Source organism: Variovorax paradoxus, from assembly GCF_030811855.1.
Lineage (GTDB): Bacteria > Pseudomonadota > Gammaproteobacteria > Burkholderiales > Burkholderiaceae_C > Variovorax > Variovorax paradoxus_L.
Genome location: NZ_JAUSRN010000003.1, coordinates 206,030 through 222,543, shown reverse-complemented (window position 1 = coordinate 222,543; position 16,514 = coordinate 206,030). Strand labels below are relative to the sequence as shown.

Sequence of the window (16,514 nt, the reverse complement as noted above, 5' to 3'; positions counted from 1 at the left end):
AAACTGCCCGCTTCACATTTCTCCGGATCGCTCGCCCATGCAGAAATCAGTTGTCGTGCTCGCCGCGCTCGCGGCCCTGGCGGGTCTTTCATCCGCCGCCGATGCCCCGGTCGAGCTCGACCTGCTGCTGCGCGGCGGCACCGTCTACACCGGCGATTCGAACGAGCCCATCGTGGGCGACGTCGGCGTCCTGGGCGACCGCATCATCTTCGCCGGCCCGAAGGCGCCGGCGCAATTCAGCGCGCGGCGGACCATCGACGCCACGGGCATGATCGTGGCGCCGGGCTTCGTCGACGCGCACACCCACGCCGATTCCGACCTGCATTCCACCGATCCGCAGAAGCGCCTGAACATTCCCTTTCTCACCCAGGGCGTCACCACTGCCGTGATCGGCAACGACGGCTTCGGCGGCTTCGACATCGCGGCGCAGACGAAGCGGTTGCGCTCGGCGCCCGTGGGCACCAACGTGGCCATGTACGTGGGATTCGGCCCGGTGCGCATCAGCCAGCTCGGCGAAGCCAATCGCACGCCCACGCCCGAGCAGCTCGACGCGATGCGCCAGCACGTGAGCCGGGCCATGTGCGACGGTGCGCTGGGCCTATCGACCGGTCTTTTCTATCCGCCGCAGAATTTCTCGAAGACCGAGGAGGTCATCGAGCTCGCGAAGGTCGCGGCCCGGCACGGCGGGCTCTACGACAGCCACATCCGCGACGAGTCGATGTACAACATCGGACTGAAGGGCGCCATCGAGGAAGTGATCCGCATCGGCCGCGAAGCCCGCCTGCCGGTGCACGTGGCGCACATCAAGGCGCTGGGCGTGGACGTGCAGGGCCAGAGCGGCGACATCATCCGCCGCATCGAGAAGGAGCGTGCCGCCGGGCTCGACATCACGGCCGACCACTATCCGTGGACGGCATCGAGCACGCGCTTCTCGGCCGCGCTGGTGCCGCCATGGGCCGTCGACGGCGGCCGAGAGGCCATGCTCAAGCGCTTCGACGATGCGTCGGTGCAGGAGCGCCTGCGAACCGGCATGCGCGAGAACCTGCGCCTGCGCGGCGGCCCCGAGACGATCCTGTTTTCGGCCGGCAGCACCAAGTACGTCGGCAAGACGTTGGCCGACGTGGCCAAGGCCTCGAATGCCGATCCGGTGGATGCTGCCATTGCCGTGCTGCGTGACGGTGACCTGATGATCGCGTCGTTCAACCAGAGCGACGACGACGTGCGCGCGTTCATGAAGCGGCCATGGGTCATGACCTCGTCCGACTCTTCGCTGGGCCACCCGCGCGCCTACGGCACCTTCGCGCGCAAGTACGACCAGTACGTCGTGAAGGAACACACCATCTCGCTCGGGCAATTCATCCACAGCAGTTCATCGCTGACGGCCGACACGCTGGGGCTGAAGCAGCGCGGGCACCTGCGGCCGGGCTACTACGCCGACGTGGTCGTGTTCGACCCCTCGCGCTATGCCGCCCGGGCCACCTACACGCAGCCTGCGCTGCTGTCCGAGGGCGTGGTCACGGTGCTGGTGAACGGCCGGCTCGCGGTGGATGGCGGCAAGCCCACCGGCATTGGCGCGGGGCAAGCGCTGCTGCGCACACCGAAGGCCGGCAGCTGCACCTGAGGAGGCGCGCGCTTTTTCAGCTTCGGCGGCTCAGTTCTTCTCGAGATGCCGCCGCTGGTCGTAGGTCGGCTGCGGCGGCAGGTCGGCAAGATGCCGGGTGTCGGCCCAGTCGACGATCTCGATCGCATCCGGCATCGCGGGATCGGCGATGCGAATGCGGTTGAAGCCCGCATTGGGGATGTCGCTCTGGCGCGGCCCGCTGAGGCTGAGCCCGCGCGCGGTGCGCCACACCATGTCGAGCACGCCGCCATGGGTGACCACGATCAGGTGCTGTCCGCGATGCGCGGCGGCCAGGGTTCCGAGCGCCGCGACGATGCGCGCATGAAACTCGCGCGCCGACTCGCCCTCGGGCATGGCGTGGTCCTCGCGAAACTCCAGCCACTGCTCCCAGGCGCGCGGATGCAGCGCCTGGATCTCGTCGGCTCGCAAACCTTCGACGACGCCGAAATGCTGCTCGCGCAAACCCACCGAGGTGACCACCGGCAGCGACAGTTGCAACGCCGCGGGCGCGGCGGTCTGCTGCGCGCGCATGAGGTCGCTGCTGATGATGTGCTGCGCCGTTTCGCTGGCCAACCGCAGGCCGAGGCGGCGCGCCTGCTCGTGGCCCATGTCGTTGAGCGGCACGTCGGCGTGCCCCTGGAAGCGCAGTTCGCGGTTCCAGGCGGTTTCGCCGTGGCGGATCAGGATGAGTTCGGTCGCGAAATCGGATGTGGGCGTAGGCATGGAACACCCATTCTCCACCGCATGCGTGACGCGGGTGCACTCGACGGCCGCATCTGTTGCATGGCCGCCACCTGCAGGAAGGGCGACGGCGAAAGCACGCCAATCCGACGCCTCAAAACCCCCTGGCCGGGCAGCCTATGCCGCTGCGCCAGATCGCCCGATCACGCAGAATGGCCCCATGCCGAATCTTGTCCTGCTGCCTGGCCTCGCCTGCGACGAGCGCCTCTGGGAAGCGCAGCTTCCCGTCCTCCCGTCTGCGTTCGAAGCCCGTGTGAGCGATGCCCACACGCGGCACGACACCATCGAGGCCATGGCCGCGGCCGTGCTGCGCGAACACCCCGGTCCGCTCGTGCTCTGCGGCGCGTCGATGGGTGGCATGATCGCGATGGAAGCCGCGCGGCAAGCACCCGAGCGCATCGCCGGACTCGCGCTGCTGGGCACCAATCCGCGGCCCGAGGCGCCCGAGATGTACGAACTGCGCGAAGGCGCGATCGAACTGTTCGAGCAAGGCGATCTGCGCGAGGTGATCGAACCGAACGTGGTGTTCGCTTTTCATCCCGCGCAAGCGGCCGACGAGGCGCTGGTACAGCGCTATCTCGACATCGTGCTGGACGCCGGCGCACAGCAGCTGATCCGGCAGAACCGCGCGGTGATGCGCCGCCCCGATGCGCGCTCCCACCTGCCTTCGCTGCGCGCGCCGGTGCTGCTGATCTGCGGCGATACCGACCGGCTGGCGCCGCCCGACTGCACGCGGGAGATCGCGGCGCTGGTGCCGCATGCCGAAGTGGTGTGGGTGGCGCAATGCGGCCACATGCTGACGATGGAGAAGCCCGCATTCGTCAACGCGGCGCTGCTCTCCTGGCTGGGTCAGTGGAGCTGACCGCCGGTTTCGGCAATGTCTTTTTCAACGGCCAGCGCGCAAGCCACTGCAATGCGCAGCGCCTCGATCATGGTGGCCAGCGACATGCTCGGCACCCCCGGAAAACGCGCCGCCTGTTCGGGCAGGTAAGGGATGTGGATGAAGCCGCCGCGCTGCCCCGGCACGGGGTGCGTGGCCATACGGTGCATCAGCCCGTAGAAGATGTGGTTACAGACAAAGGTGCCTGCGGTGTTCGAGACGGACGCGGGCACGCCGGCCGCACGCAGATCGCGCACCATGGCCTTGATCGGCAGCGTCGAGAAATACGCCGCCGGCGCGCCAGGCACCACGGGCGCGTCGATGGGCTGCCTGCCCGCGTTGTCGGCAATCCGCCCGTCGTCGACGTTGATGGCCACCCGCTCGGGCGTGATCTCAGCGCGGCCGCCGGCCTGGCCAATGCACAGCACAAGTTCAGGCTGCAACTCATCCATCACGCCCGCAAGCGTCTCGATCGCCTGGCCGAAAACGCAAGGCATCTGGCGCACATGCACGGTGGCGCGACCGCACTTCCAGCCGTCGAGCGCGCGCACGGCCTCCCATGACGGATTGAGGGCTTCTCGGTCGAACGGATCGAACCCGGTCAGCAGGACATTGGTTCGCTGCACCACGGCTTGAACAGCGCGCTCAGGCCACAGCGCGAACCGCGATGCCTTCTTGCTGGAGGCGGTCGCGGATGCGCCGCGCAAACTCCAGTGCGTGGGCGCCGTCGCCATGCAGGCATACCGTCTGGGCGTTGACCGGCACGGTGCTGCCGTCGATGGCCGTGACCTTGCGGTCACGTACCAGCGAGAGCGTCTGGGCGAGCGACTGTTCTTCGTCTTCGATGAGCGCACCGGGCTGGCTGCGCGGCACCAAGCTGCCGTCGGGCATGTAGCCGCGGTCGGCAAACACCTCTTCGACGGGCGTGAGGCCTGCGCGGCGCGCGGCGTCGATCATGCCGCTGCCCGCCAAGCCGAAAAACTTGAGCGTGGGATCGAAACGCCGCACCGCCTCGCACAGCGCGTCGGCGAGTTCGGGCTCCTTCACGGCCTGGTTGTAGAGCTGGCCGTGCGCCTTCACGTGCGAGAGCTTGCCGCCTTCGGCCTTGGCGATCGCGGCCAGCGCGCCGACCTGGTAGAGCACGTTCGCCACGATCTCGTCGGGTGGCAGGTGCATGGTGCTCCGGCCAAAGTTTTCGCGGTCGGGAAAGCTCGGATGGGCGCCGATGGCCACACCGTGTTCGATGGCCCAGCGCACGCATTGCCGCATGGTCTTGGCGTCGCCCGCATGCCAGCCGCACGCAATGTTGGCCGAGCTTACGAGGCCGAGCAGCGCTTCGTCGCTGCCGGCGCCTTCACCGAGATCGGCATTGAGGTCGATTTGCATAAGCTTTGTTCCTTCGTCGAGCGCTGAGGCGGGCCGGCGAGCGCCTGCTGATTGCAAGTCTATGCCGGTCTCGTCCAACCCGCAGCCGCAAGCCCTTGCGTCACCTGCGCCAGATAGCGCTGCTGCTCGGCCCATGCCTCGAGCGCCTCGGCCATGTCGACCTGCACCAGCCGCAACCGGCCGTCGAGCGGTGCCTGCGCGAGCTTCCACAGGTCGGCGCGGATGACCACGCCGATGCGCGGATAGCCGCCGGTGGTCTGCGCGTCGCCCATCAAGATGATCGGCTGGCCCGAGGGCGGAACCTGGATGGTGCCGGGAATGACGCCCGACGAGAGCATGTCGGCACTGCGCTTGCGCTTGAGTTCCGTGCCCGCGAGCCGGCTTCCCATGCGGTTGCTCTGCGCGGTGATGCGCCAACGTTCGCTCCAGAGTTGCGTCTGCGAGGCTGCGGTGAACTGTTCGAATTCGGGGCCCGGCAGCACGCGAAGGGCGATGGCCCCATCGTTTGCCTCAGGGCCCCAGTCCGGTCCGCGCAGACCGAACGGGCGTCTCGCCAGCCGGGCGGCGTCGAGCGCGGTGGCGCCCAGCGCGAGCCGGTCGCTCTTGCGCAGCGCGCGGCCCTGATGGCCGCCGAAGCCCGCCTTCAGGTCGGTGCTGCGCGAGCCGAGCACCGGCGGCACGTCGATGCCGCCCGCCACGGCGAGCCAGCTGCGCAAACCGGCCTTCTTCACGCCGGCCGCATTGGCACCCGCGAGCGTCAGCGTCTGGCCGGCCGCTACCGGCACGCTCCAGCAGGGCCAGAGCGGCGCGCCGTCGAGCCGGGCGCCGAAGCCGTCACCCACCAGCGCGATGCGGGTGGCGGCTTCGAAGCGGATTTCGCAACCGCCCATGGTGATCTCCAGGCCGGCCGCTCCATCGGCATTGCCGACCAGCCGGTTCGCCAGCGTGAGCGCCAGCACGTCGAGCGCGCCGCCGGGACAGATGCCCAGCTGCCTATGCCCGTGCCGCCCCAAATCTTGCACCGAGGCCAGCATGCCGGGCTTCTGGACCAGCATCATGTGATGTGCACGCTTTCGACGACAAAGCGCACGCGGTCGCCCGGGCGCAGCAAGGTGGGTGGCTCGGCCGAAGGATCGAAGAGTTCCAGCGAGGTGCGGCCGATCAGCTGCCAGCCGCCCGGCGACACCAGCGGATAGATGCCGGTCTGCTCGCCGCCGATGCCGACCGACCGCGCAGGCACTGCGGTGCGCGGCTCGGACCGGCGCGGGGTGGCCAACTCGGGCGGCAGTCCGCCCATGAAGGCGAAGCCCGGCAAAAAGCCGAGCAGGTAGACCACGTAGTCGGCCGCGCAATGGCGCCGCACCACTTCGGCCTGCGTGAGACCTGTGTGTGCCGCCACGTCTGCAAGGTCGGGGCCATGCTCGCCGCCATACGCTACCGGAATCTCCACCCTGCGGCCTTCGATGGCGTTGGCCGACAACCGCGGCCAGGCCTCGTTCACGCGTTCCATCAGCGCATCGATTCCGATCGCGGTCGGGTCGAAAGTCAGCGTGAGATTGTTCATGCCCGGCAGCACCTCGCCCACACCGGCCCACCGCTCGACCTCCGCGCCCAGCGCCCAGATCCGTTGCTGCTGCGCCAGCGTGGCCGGCGGCGGCAGCTCGCACAGCAGCGCCGCGTCGCCGAGCGGATGCAAGCGAGGCAAAGGAGGTCGGCTATTCACGACCGAGGCTGCGCACCTTGGCTGCTAGCTGCTTCTCCACATCGGGCGAAACGAACTTGTGGACCTCGCCACCCAGCATGGCAATTTCGCGCACGAAGGTGCTCGAGATGAACTGGTATTTGTCGCTGGGCGTCAGGAACACCGTCTCCACGTCGGGCATCAGCGAGCGGTTCATGCCCGCGAGCTGGAACTCGTAGTCGAAGTCGGTCACGGCGCGCAGGCCGCGCACCATCGCCTTGCCACCGCGCACCACCACGAAATCGCGCAGCAAGCCCGAAAAGCTCTCGACTGTGACCTGGTCGCTGTACGGCTTCACGGCCTCGCGCGCCATCTCAATGCGCTCCTGCAGGGAGAACAGCGCCTTCTTGTGATGGCCCGCCGCAACCGCGACGATGACCTTCGAGAAAAGCTGGGTTGCACGCCGCACCACGTCCTCGTGGCCGAGGGTGATGGGATCGAAAGTGCCGGGATAAACCGCGATCACGTTGCTGGCCATGGTTTTTCTTCCTCATGCAGCCGGTGCGGCTTGTCCGGCGGATTATGCAGTCCCGTTTGCAGCCTGCCGCAGCAGGTGCGCATGGACCGCCCCTGCCTTTAAGTAACGAAAATCAACAAGGCCGACGGCGGCAAGCTCTTCGTCGCCCCAGCGGCGCGGCGCTTCAAGGTAAACGGCGCCTCCGGCTTTCACGGCCCGCGCCGCCGCACGCAGAGCAGGTTCGTAGAGGGCGATGTTGTCGAAAGGCGGATCCAGAAACACGGCATCGAGGCTGCCGGCAGCCGTGCGTTCAAGCGCAGTGAGCCCATTGCCCCGCTCAATGCGAACGGCCTCGGCCGAGAGCTTGGCCTTGGCGGCCTGGAGCTGTGCCACCAATGCGGCGTCCTGCTCGCAGAGCAGCACGCTTGCGGCGCCGCGCGAAGCCGCCTCGAGCCCGAGCGCTCCGGTGCCCGCGAAGGCATCGACGCAATGCCAGCCCGGCAGCTCGCCGCCGCCCGCCCCGGCCAGGCTCGCGAGCCAGTTGAACAGCGTTTCGCGAACACGGTCGGGTGTGGGGCGCAGGCCCGGCTTGTCGGCCACCGGAAGACGACTGCGCTTCCATTGGCCTCCGATGATGCGCACTTCGCGCGGCAGCGCTTTCGAACGCACGGGGGACGGCGATGGCTTCGAGGTGGAACGCTGGGCGGCTGCGGCTTTCTTCTGGGGCATGGGGCGAGCTTAACGCCGCTGCTGGGCCTCCTAAGCGCCGAGCAGGGCGCGCCGCGCCAGCAGCGCGGCCAGCACCAGCATCGTGCCGCCAATCAGCGCATCGAGCATCTGCCAGGCACGCGGGCGCGCGAACACCGGTGCCAGCCATCGCGCCCCAAAGCCCAGCGCCGAGAACCACAGTGCGCTGGCCAGCGCCGAGCCCGCGACGAACCAGACCTTGAGCGAGCCGCCGTACTGGGCGCCCGTGCTGCCCACGAGCAGCACGGTGTCGAGATAAACATGCGGGTTCAGCAAGGTGAAGCCCGCCGCCTGCGCCAGCACGGTCGCGCGCGAGAGAGGTGCGCCCTGTACCGCTGCCTGCAATGCGCCGGCCTGCCACGAGCGCCACAGCGCGCGCAATCCGTACGCCCCCAGAAACAGCGCACCGAACCCCGCCAGGGCCGTGGCAAATACCGGCCGCCCCTTCAGCGCCTGCGCCATGCCGGCCACGCCCGCGGTGATCAGAATCGCATCGCTGGCGGCGCAGAACAGCACCACGGCGCTCACATGCTCGCGGCGCAGGCCTTGGCGCAGCACATAGGCGTTCTGCGCGCCGATGGCGACGATGAGCACCAGGCTCATGAAGAACCCGTTGATGAATGCGGTGGTGATCTGTTCGTAAGCCATGGCGCAAGCTTGCCGCCGCGAATCAGTTAATTCAAACTAAACTTTCTAAGCCATATTCAGTTTTTCTAATCTCACGAAGAACCATGCTCGATTACGCCGCCCTGAACGCATTGGCTGCCGTGGTGCGCGAAGGCAGCTTCGAGCGCGCGGCCCGCGCGCTGAACGTCACGCCGTCGGCCGTATCGCAACGCGTCAAGCTGCTCGAAGAGCGCACGGGCGGAGCGCTGCTGGTGCGCGGCCAACCCTGCGTGGCCACCGAAGCCGGGCAGCAGCTGTGCCGGCACATCGAGCGCGTGGGCATGCTGGAGCACGAGCTGCGCGACGCCCTGCCCTCGCTTGGCATGGGCGGCGGGACCGGTAGCGCGGGCGAGCGGGTCACTGTGCGCGTGGCGGTCAATGCCGACAGCCTCGCCACCTGGTTCATGGCGGCCGCTGCGGCCTTTGCGCAGCAGGAAGAATCCGCCCTGCTCGACCTGACCGTCGACGACCAGGACCACACCGCCGAGCGCCTGCGAAACGGCGCGGTGCTGGCGGCCGTCACCGCCCTGGCGCAGCCGGTGGCGGGCTGCAACAGCGAGGCCCTGGGCGCCATGCACTACGTGGCGGCCGCAAGCCCGGAGTTCGTGCGACGCTACTTCGGCAAGGGCGTGGGTGCGCGCACATTGGGCAACGCACCCAGCCTGGTGTTCGACCGCAAGGACCGGCTGCAGGCACGCTGGGTGCGTCGCATCTGCCATCGCAGCATCGAGACGCCGCGGCACTGGCTGCCCTCCGCGCAGGGTTTCGTCGACGCGGCGCGAGCCGGCATGGGCTGGGGCATGCTCCCGGCCAGCATGGCGGCCGACGCTCTGCGAACGGGCGCGCTGGTAGAACTGGTGCCCGGCTCGACGCTGCAGGTGCCACTCTACTGGCAGCAGGCGCGCGCGGCGCCGCAACTGCTCGAGCGGCTCAAGGCCGCGGTGCGCACGGCCGCCGGAAGCGGGGCGCACGCGCTGCGCTGAGAACGCCCGTTATTGTTTTCCGCCCACCACCACCGTCACCATGCGTTCGGGCTGAAGCTTGCGTGCAAAGGCGGCGCGAACTTCGGCTGCGGTGACCGCGTTCATGCGCGCGGTCCAGGTGTCCAGGTAGTCGAGCGGCAAGTCGTACCACGCGATGTTGGCCACATTGCCGATGAGCTTGCGGTTGCTGTCCAGCAAGAGCGGAAAGCCGCCGATCAGGTTGTCCTTCGCGGCCTTGAGCTCTTCGGCGGTTGGCCCTTCTGCCACGAACTTCGCGACCACGTCTCGCGAAACCTTGACGGCATCCTCGGCCTGGTCGGGCCGCGTCTGGAAGCCGACCCGGAACGCACCGGAATCCAGCCCCGGAGAAAAGCCGCTGTAGACGCTGTAGGCCAGGCCGCGCTTCTCGCGCACTTCGTTGGTCAACCGCGAGACGAAGCCGCCACCGCCCAGCACGTAATTGCCGAGCGTGAGCGCGAAGTGGTCCGGGTCCTTGCGGGGGTAGCCCGGCTGCCCGATCAGCACGTGGGCCTGGGCCGACGCGAACGGAATGCGATCGTCCTTGGGCGCCGTGAGCGCAGTCACCGGCGCAATGGCGGGCAGCGGCGTGCAAGCCTCGGGCCCCGGCAGCCGCGAGAGCAGCGCGGTAGCCATGGCCTCGGCCTCGGCGCGGGTCACGGCGCCCACGATGCTGAGCTTGGCGCGGCAGGGCACGATGAGCTGCTGGTAGCGCTGCCGCATGGCGGCGGTGTCGATCCGCGCGAGGGTGGCTTCGGTGACTTGCTGCCCGTACGGATGAATGCCGTAGACGCCCTGTGCAAAGGCACGGCCCGCGATGGTCGCCGGCTTGGTGTTGGCTTCCTTCAGCGAGGCGTTGATGCGTTCGCGCTCTCGCGGCCAGATGTCATCGGGAAATGCCGGCTCGCCGATCTCGCGCGAAGCCAACGCCACCACCTTGGCCAGCAGCGCCGGTTCGGAGAGCGTGCGCAGCGAGTAGCTCGCGCGATCGGTGCCGGCGCTGGCATTGAACTCGGCGCCCAGATCGGCCCAGGCTTCGCCCAGTGCGTTCTCGTCGAGCGCCGGCTCGCCGTTCTTGCCGGCGCGCACGCCCTTCTCGACCATGGTCGCGCTCGCGCTGGCAAGGCCCGCTTGCGCCGCCGGATCGCGCCGGCTGCCGGCGTCGAAATCGATTTGCACGTCAACGATGGGCAGGGCCTGAGTCGACACCAGGTAGATCTTGGCGCCGCTCGCGAGCGTCCAGTGCTCGATGGGCAGCGCGGCTTGCGCGGCGTTTGAACCCGCCACGGCGGCAAGGGCCGCGAACAAAGCAGGACTCAGGATTTTTTTCATGGGAATCATGGAATACGGCCCTTCAGCGCAGTTCGCCCTGGGGCGCTGCAAAACCGCGGCCGCGGGGCTTGGAGTCGAGCGGCAGGGGGCGCAAGGTCGCCACGGTGAGCTGGTCGTCTCCAAAGTACTTGCCGGCCACGGCCTGCACCTGGGCTGGTGTCACGGCCTGCAGCTTCGCGACGATCCGCGCGCTGGTGTCCAGCGGCAGCCCCTGCACCCAGTTGCTGCCGAGTTCGCGGGCCTGCGCCATCACTGAATCGCGCTTGTAGGTTTCGCTCGCCACCCATTGCGTCTTGACGCGCGCGAGTTCGGCTTCGCCTACGCCTTCCTTGGCAATGCGCGCCACCTGGGCGCGCAGCGCGGCCTCGACCGCCTCCGCGCTCTTGCCATTCGCCGGCACACCCACCAGCGTGAACAGCTGCGGCCCGCGGCCAGCCAAGCCCGAATAGGCGCTGGCGGAATCGGCCACGCGATCAGGGCCCTGGGTCAGCGCGCGATCGAGCCGCGCGCCGGTATAGCCGTCGAGCACGGCGGAGAGCACTTCGAGCGCCCACACGTCGCTGTCGGCTGCGTCGATGCTCTCCAGCTGCGGAATGCGGAACGCGAGCGACACGTAGGCCTGCTCGGCCGGCGCCTTGAACTCGATGCGGCGGATGCCGCGCTGCGCGGGCTCCGTGCGCGGCTTGCGCGCAGGCACGGCGCGCGCGGGAATGCCGCCGTAGTACTTCTCGGCCAGCGCCCGCACTTTGGCCACGTCGACGTCGCCGACCACCACCACGGCCGCATTGGCGGGCACGTACCAACGGCGGAAGAACGCACGGGCATCCTCCGGCGTCATGGCGTCGAGGTCGCTCATCCAGCCGACCACGGGGCGATGGTAGGGCGAGGCCGTGAAGACGGCCGCGTTCTGCTGTTCGCCGAGCAATGCGCGCGGCTGGTCCTCGGTGCGCAGGCGGCGTTCTTCCTTGACCACCTCGATCTCGCGCTTGAACTCGTCGTCGGGCCACTGGTTGTTGGCGAAGCGGTCCGATTCGAGCTTCATGATCTGCTCGAGGCTGGCGACCGGAATCTGCTGGTAGTAGCCGGTGTAGTCGCGCGTGGTGAACGCGTTTTCCTGTCCGCCCAGGGCCGCCACGCGGCGCGAGAACTCGCCGGGTTTGATGTCCTTGGTGCCCTTGAACATCATGTGCTCCAGCACGTGGGCCACGCCCGAGGTGCCGTCGACCTCGTCGACCGAGCCCACGCGAACCCACAGCATCTGCACCGCGGTGGGCGCGCGCCGGTCGGGCAGCACCAGCAGCGTCATCCCATTGGCCAGGGTGAACTGCTGGGGAGCGGGTGCCGCGGCAGCAGCGGATGATGAAGCGGCGGGAGCCGGTGTGGACTGGGCCTGCGCAGGCATGGCCCACAGCGCCGAAAGCGCCACTGCCAGCACCGCACCGGACGCAGCACGGCGTGGCGAGGGGTGTTTCATAGAATGGGTCGGATTGTAAAAAGCTCCTGATGTTCAGTTTCTTCAAGAAAAAACCGCCTGCCGAATCACCGGCCGCGCCGGCGCCCTCCCCGGCCGCCGAGCCGGCACCGGCCCCCGAGCCTGCGCCCGCACCCGCGCGCTCGGTGTTCTCACCGTCGAGCTGGTTCGGCTCGAAACCCCCCGTGGAGGAAGCGGCGCCTCCGCCCGCCGTGCCGGCCCCACCGCCTCCGGTGGCGCCGCCACCGGCCCCTGCAGCCGCGCCTGTTGCGCCGGTCCTCGCGCCAGCGCCAGCACCTGCACCCGCCGAACCCGACGAACCCCTGCCCGCGCTCATCACCGACGCAGCCATGGCGGCCGAGCGCAAGGGCTGGTTCAACAAGCTCAAGACCGGCCTGCGCAAGACCGGTACCGGCATTCAGGCGGTGTTCGTCAACGCCCAGATCGACGACGCGCTGTACGAGGAGCTCGAATCGGCCCTGCTGATGGCCGACACCGGCGTGAAGGCCACCGAATTCCTGCTCGACGACCTGCGCAGCCGCGTCAAGCGCCAGATGGCGACCGACGCGGCGCAAGTGAAGCGGCTGCTGGCCGACGCGATCACCGACCTGCTCAAGCCGCTCGAGAAGCCGCTGGTGATCGGCCAGTTCACGCCGACGGTGATCATGGTGGCCGGCGTCAACGGCGCGGGCAAGACAACTTCCATCGGCAAGCTCACCAAGCACCTGGCCAACGAGGGCGCCTCGGTGCTGCTGGCGGCGGCCGACACCTTCCGTGCGGCGGCGCGCGAGCAGCTGCTGGTCTGGGCCGACCGCAACACGGTCGAGATCGTGAGCCAGGAGGGCGGCGACCCCTCCGCCGTGAGCTTCGATGCCGTGACGGCCGGCAAGGCGCGCGGCAAGGACGTGGTGCTGGTCGACACCGCCGGCCGGCTGCCCACGCAGCTGCACCTGATGGACGAGCTCAAGAAGATCAAGCGCGTGGTCACCAAGGCCGATGCCACGGCCCCGCACGAGGTGCTGCTGGTGATCGACGGCAACACGGGCCAGAACGCCCTGGCGCAAGTCAGGGCCTTCGACGAGACGCTGGGCCTCACCGGCCTGGTGGTGACCAAGCTCGACGGCACGGCCAAGGGCGGCGTGCTGTGCGCCATTGCGCGCGAGCGGCCGATTCCGGTCTATTTCATCGGCGTGGGCGAGAAGCTCGAAGACCTGGAGACTTTCAACGCGCGCGAGTTCGCTCAGGCGCTGCTGGGCTGAGGCGGCCGGCCCTCGCGGGCGCTCAGATACAGCCGCTTGCTCCCGGATTCATAGCACTTGCCACCGGCTCCGCGCGGGGGCACCATCCGGATACCCTGCCGCACCGAACGGCGCCCTGGAGACGAAACATGCTGCACACCGCTGACGCCCCGCTGGCAACTGGCGACCGCAAGGTCGACCGGCTGCTGGCCCACTATGGCGAAAGCCACCGCCACCCGACCAACGAGCTGATCCACTTCATCGCGATCCCGGCCATCATGCTGAGCATCGTCGGCCTGCTGTTTGCACTGCATCCCTGGATGGCCTACGGCTTCGTGGCGGCCAGCCTGGTGTACTACGCCACCCTGCGCTCCCCCGTGTTCCTGGTCACCATGCTCGTCGGGACGGCACTGGTACTGGCGCTGGTTCACGGCATGGGAGCCCTTGTACTGCCGGTCTCCGCCGCCATCTTTGTCGTGGCGTGGATCTCCCAGTTCATCGGCCACAAGATCGAGGGCAAGAAACCTTCCTTCTTCGAAGACATCCAATATCTCTGGGTGGGGCCCCTCTTTGTACTTTCGAGGCTGTTTTTGCGCCTGGGTATCCGCTGGTAGGGCTTCAGGTCGGACAATGCCGCAGGTCGGATTAATGTCCGGCCGACAGGTTTGCCTATCGGCGCGATAGAAACTTAGGGGGAACCCTTGCCTTAGCACTCCCTCTAATCGAGTGCTAATATGCCCAATACAAAGGAGTTTCCCCTGATGACCATGCTGTCTGGAGCCTCTGCCAACCAGCTCGCCGTCGCCAATCCATGGTCGATGGTGCCGCCGCTGGGCAACCTGGATGCTTATATTTCGGCCGCCAACCGCCTGCCGATGCTCACGCTCGAAGAAGAGCAGGGCTTCGCACGCCGTTTGCGCGACCACAACGATCTCGAAGCGGCTGGTGCGCTGATCCTCTCGCACCTGCGCCTCGTGGTTTCCATTTCCCGCCAATACCTGGGCTACGGGCTGCCGCACGGCGACCTGATCCAGGAGGGCAATGTCGGCCTCATGAAGGCCGTGAAGCGTTTCGACCCGGACCAGGGCGTGCGGCTCGTGAGCTACGCCATGCACTGGATCAAGGCCGAGATCCACGAGTACATCCTGAAGAACTGGCGCATGGTCAAGGTCGCGACGACCAAGGCCCAGCGCAAGCTGTTCTTCAACCTGCGCTCGATGAAGCAGGGTTTCAAGGCCGATTCGGCTGCGGCCGACAACGGCACACACCGCGAGACGCTGAGCCCTGAAGAAGTGTCGCAAATGGCGACCCGGTTGAACGTCAAGCCCGAAGAAGTGCTGGAAATGGAAACCCGCCTGTCGGGCGGCGACGTGCTGCTCGATCCGGGCCCGTCGGACGACGGCGATGAAGCCTTCGGCCCGATCGCCTACCTGGCCGATGCCACGCAGGAACCGACCGCCCTGCTCGAATCGCAGCAGCGCGACCGGCTCTCGAGCGACGGCATCGCCACCGCGCTCGAAGCGCTGGACGACCGCAGCCGCCGCATCGTGGAAGAGCGCTGGCTCAAGGTCAACGACGACGGTTCGGGCGGCATGACTCTGCACGACCTGGCCGCGGTGTACGGCGTGAGCGCTGAGCGCATTCGCCAGATCGAAGTCGCGGCCATGAAGAAGATGAAGAAGGCGCTGGCCGATTACGCCTGAGCCCTGCCGCTCTTCATTCCCAAAGAGCCCGGCCGCGCGCCGGGCTTTTTTTATGCCTGCTTCGAAAGCGTTCGCAGGGCCCGTTTGGCGATGTACCGCGTGGCCAGCGTGTCGGACTCATCGAGCCAGCGCGTGCAGAGCCGGTCGACCCACTCCGGCTGAGTCTTGCTCGCGTCATTGAGCCAGTTCGCCACCGAGTTCTGCACGTAGCGGCTGGGGTCGGCGCGCAAGGCCTCGATCAGCGGCAGGGCGCGCCAGGGTTCGGCCTTGAGCGCATCGATCTGCGCGCACCACACGCCGCGCGGGCGCGTGAGTTCGCTGGCAAAGCGGCGGATGTTCGGGTCGACATCCGCCGTCCATGGCTGCAGCAGCGCCAGCGATTCATCGAGCGAGGCGACGACCGCGTCGCGCACCGCCATCCAGGCGATTTCGCGCACGCCGAAGTGCGGATCAGCGGCAAAACGCCGCACCGCCTCCAACTGCGCCGCCAGCGGCAGGCCCGACAGCGTGACCCACTGCGCGGCCCAGCAACGCGCGGCGTCGCTCGCGTGCGTGGCCAGGCGGTGGGCGACGGCATCGCGCTCGGCATGCTGCGCCGCAAGGTCGTAAAGCGCACGCGCAATGTGGCCGTGCCGCTGCATCGGTTTGAACGCACCCAGCATGGCGAGCGTGTCGGCCAGCCGCTCGCTCGCCGGATCGAGACCAATGTGACCCGCCACGCTGCGCGCGAGCTGCGGCAGTTCGAGGGCCAGGAATTCATTGAGGTTGACGGTCTCAAGCAAGCCGTCGTTGAGCGCGCGCAGCACCTCGGGCGGAATGAGCGCAATGCGGAAAGCGCCTTTGCGCGCCTTCAGATGATCGACCGAGGCCAAAGCGACGACGGCATCCATCGGGAGAGGCTGCGCCTGCTCAGGACTTGAGCAGCGCCTTCACGTCCGACACCATGGGCGCCACGCCCGCGCCATAGCGGGCGTAGAGCCGGAGTCGACCCTGGGTGTCGTAGACAAAGCTTGCGGCCGAATGGTCCATCGAGTAGCTGGTCGGGGTCTTGCCCTCGACCTTCTTGAAATAGACCTTGAAGTCCTTGGCGATCGTGGCGAGTTGGTCGGCTGTGGGAATCAGCGCGACGAAGCCCGGATCGAAGGCACCCATGTAGGCCTTCAGTACCTCGGGCGTGTCGCGCGCCGGATCGACCGTGACGAACAGCACCTGCAGCTTGTCGCCGTCGCTGCCGAGCTGCTGCTTGACTTGCGCCATTTCGGTCATGGTGGTCGGGCACACGTCGGGGCATTGCGCGTAGCCGAAGAACAGCACCACGACCTTGCCCTTGAAGTCGGCCAGGGTGCGGACCTTGCCGTCGGCGTCCTTCAGCGAGAAGTCCTTGGCGTAGTCGGCGCCCGTGATGTCGACCGCATTGAAGCTGGGACGGGGTTCGCTGCAGGCCGCCAGCCCCAGCGTGGCGGCAACGCCGGCCCACGCCGCGCTGCCGGCCATCAGTTGAAGGGCTTTTCGCTTGTTCATGGATGCAGA

General features: G+C 67.9%; 18 protein-coding genes. 6 read left to right on the top strand and 12 right to left on the bottom strand.

What is annotated here, in order from left to right; translation table 11 throughout:
• The first annotated feature begins 37 nt into the window (after window positions 1-37).
• Entirely contained in the window at window positions 38-1,621 is a 1,584-nt protein-coding gene (locus tag J2X92_RS08980) for an N-acyl-D-amino-acid deacylase family protein (RefSeq protein ID WP_307575046.1), read from the top strand.
• Between the two features lie 30 nt (window positions 1,622-1,651).
• On the opposite strand, the gene J2X92_RS08975 is transcribed toward J2X92_RS08980, so the two are convergent.
• Window positions 1,652-2,344 carry a histidine phosphatase family protein gene (locus J2X92_RS08975; protein WP_307575045.1) on the bottom strand — a complete coding sequence of 231 codons (693 nt, stop codon included), beginning with the start codon at window positions 2,342-2,344 and terminating at the stop codon, window positions 1,652-1,654.
• A 178-nt stretch (window positions 2,345-2,522) separates the two neighbouring features.
• On the opposite strand from J2X92_RS08975, the gene J2X92_RS08970 reads away from it, so the two are divergent.
• Window positions 2,523-3,224: an alpha/beta fold hydrolase gene (locus J2X92_RS08970; protein WP_307575044.1), complete on the top strand. Its 702-nt coding sequence runs from the start codon at window positions 2,523-2,525 to the stop codon at window positions 3,222-3,224.
• Here J2X92_RS08970 and pcp read toward each other — a convergent pair.
• Genes pcp through J2X92_RS08935 form a run of 7 tightly spaced genes read right to left on the bottom strand, consistent with a single transcriptional unit; the run spans window position 3,212 to window position 8,221 of the window.
• Complete coding sequence (pcp, locus tag J2X92_RS08965) at window positions 3,212-3,871, bottom strand: pyroglutamyl-peptidase I (RefSeq protein ID WP_307575291.1); 660 nt, start codon at window positions 3,869-3,871, stop codon at window positions 3,212-3,214. The two genes, J2X92_RS08970 and pcp, sit on opposite strands and share 13 nt — an antisense overlap.
• A 16-nt stretch (window positions 3,872-3,887) precedes the next feature.
• The gene (gene pxpA / locus J2X92_RS08960; RefSeq protein ID WP_307575043.1) at window positions 3,888-4,628 is read right to left on the bottom strand and encodes a 5-oxoprolinase subunit PxpA; all 741 of its coding nucleotides are present in this window, start codon (window positions 4,626-4,628) and stop codon (window positions 3,888-3,890) included.
• Between the two features lie 59 nt (window positions 4,629-4,687).
• The gene (locus J2X92_RS08955; RefSeq protein ID WP_307575041.1) at window positions 4,688-5,686 is read right to left on the bottom strand and encodes a 5-oxoprolinase subunit C family protein; all 999 of its coding nucleotides are present in this window, start codon (window positions 5,684-5,686) and stop codon (window positions 4,688-4,690) included.
• Window positions 5,683-6,333: a 5-oxoprolinase subunit PxpB gene (gene pxpB / locus J2X92_RS08950; RefSeq protein WP_307575039.1), complete on the bottom strand. Its 651-nt coding sequence runs from the start codon at window positions 6,331-6,333 to the stop codon at window positions 5,683-5,685. Before pxpB ends, J2X92_RS08955 begins: the two co-directional genes overlap by 4 nt.
• Window positions 6,334-6,343: 10 nt before the next feature.
• On the bottom strand, window positions 6,344-6,847 hold the full coding sequence (gene coaD, locus J2X92_RS08945) for a pantetheine-phosphate adenylyltransferase (protein WP_055802687.1): 504 nt from the start codon (window positions 6,845-6,847) through the stop codon (window positions 6,344-6,346).
• A gap of 42 nt (window positions 6,848-6,889) precedes the next feature.
• Window positions 6,890-7,555: an RsmD family RNA methyltransferase gene (locus J2X92_RS08940; protein ID WP_307575036.1), complete on the bottom strand. Its 666-nt coding sequence runs from the start codon at window positions 7,553-7,555 to the stop codon at window positions 6,890-6,892.
• Window positions 7,556-7,585: 30 nt separating this feature from the next.
• Window positions 7,586-8,221 (bottom strand): LysE/ArgO family amino acid transporter, encoded by a 636-nt coding sequence (locus J2X92_RS08935; protein ID WP_307575034.1) that lies wholly within the window; start codon window positions 8,219-8,221, stop codon window positions 7,586-7,588.
• An 83-nt stretch (window positions 8,222-8,304) separates the two neighbouring features.
• Here J2X92_RS08935 and J2X92_RS08930 point away from each other — a divergent pair, with 83 nt between their 5' ends.
• A complete protein-coding gene (locus J2X92_RS08930) occupies window positions 8,305-9,222 on the top strand; it encodes a LysR family transcriptional regulator ArgP (RefSeq protein ID WP_307575033.1) in 918 nt (305 codons plus the stop codon).
• A 9-nt stretch (window positions 9,223-9,231) separates the two neighbouring features.
• On the opposite strand, the gene J2X92_RS08925 is transcribed toward J2X92_RS08930, so the two are convergent.
• Together J2X92_RS08925 and J2X92_RS08920 are read right to left on the bottom strand one after the other, a co-directional pair.
• Entirely contained in the window at window positions 9,232-10,581 is a 1,350-nt protein-coding gene (locus J2X92_RS08925) for a M16 family metallopeptidase (protein ID WP_307575032.1), read from the bottom strand.
• Between the two features lie 13 nt (window positions 10,582-10,594).
• Entirely contained in the window at window positions 10,595-12,046 is a 1,452-nt protein-coding gene (locus J2X92_RS08920) for a M16 family metallopeptidase (RefSeq protein WP_307575030.1), read from the bottom strand.
• A 29-nt stretch (window positions 12,047-12,075) separates the two neighbouring features.
• Between J2X92_RS08920 and ftsY the strand changes: the two genes are divergently transcribed.
• From ftsY to rpoH, 3 genes are all read left to right on the top strand, one after another.
• Window positions 12,076-13,302, top strand: coding sequence for a signal recognition particle-docking protein FtsY (ftsY, locus tag J2X92_RS08915; RefSeq protein ID WP_307575028.1), 1,227 nt, complete (start codon window positions 12,076-12,078; stop codon window positions 13,300-13,302).
• A 128-nt stretch (window positions 13,303-13,430) separates the two neighbouring features.
• A complete protein-coding gene (locus tag J2X92_RS08910) occupies window positions 13,431-13,895 on the top strand; it encodes an Mpo1 family 2-hydroxy fatty acid dioxygenase (RefSeq protein ID WP_307575027.1) in 465 nt (154 codons plus the stop codon).
• A gap of 147 nt (window positions 13,896-14,042) precedes the next feature.
• Window positions 14,043-14,984, top strand: a complete 942-nt coding sequence (gene rpoH / locus J2X92_RS08905; protein WP_055802668.1) for an RNA polymerase sigma factor RpoH — start codon at window positions 14,043-14,045, stop codon at window positions 14,982-14,984.
• Window positions 14,985-15,034: 50 nt separating this feature from the next.
• Here rpoH and J2X92_RS08900 read toward each other — a convergent pair whose 3' ends face one another.
• Complete coding sequence (locus J2X92_RS08900) at window positions 15,035-15,874, bottom strand: DNA alkylation repair protein (RefSeq protein ID WP_307575026.1); 840 nt, start codon at window positions 15,872-15,874, stop codon at window positions 15,035-15,037.
• Between the two features lie 19 nt (window positions 15,875-15,893).
• Window positions 15,894-16,505, bottom strand: a complete 612-nt coding sequence (locus J2X92_RS08895; RefSeq protein ID WP_307575025.1) for an SCO family protein — start codon at window positions 16,503-16,505, stop codon at window positions 15,894-15,896.
• Between the last annotated feature and the right edge of the window lie 9 nt (window positions 16,506-16,514).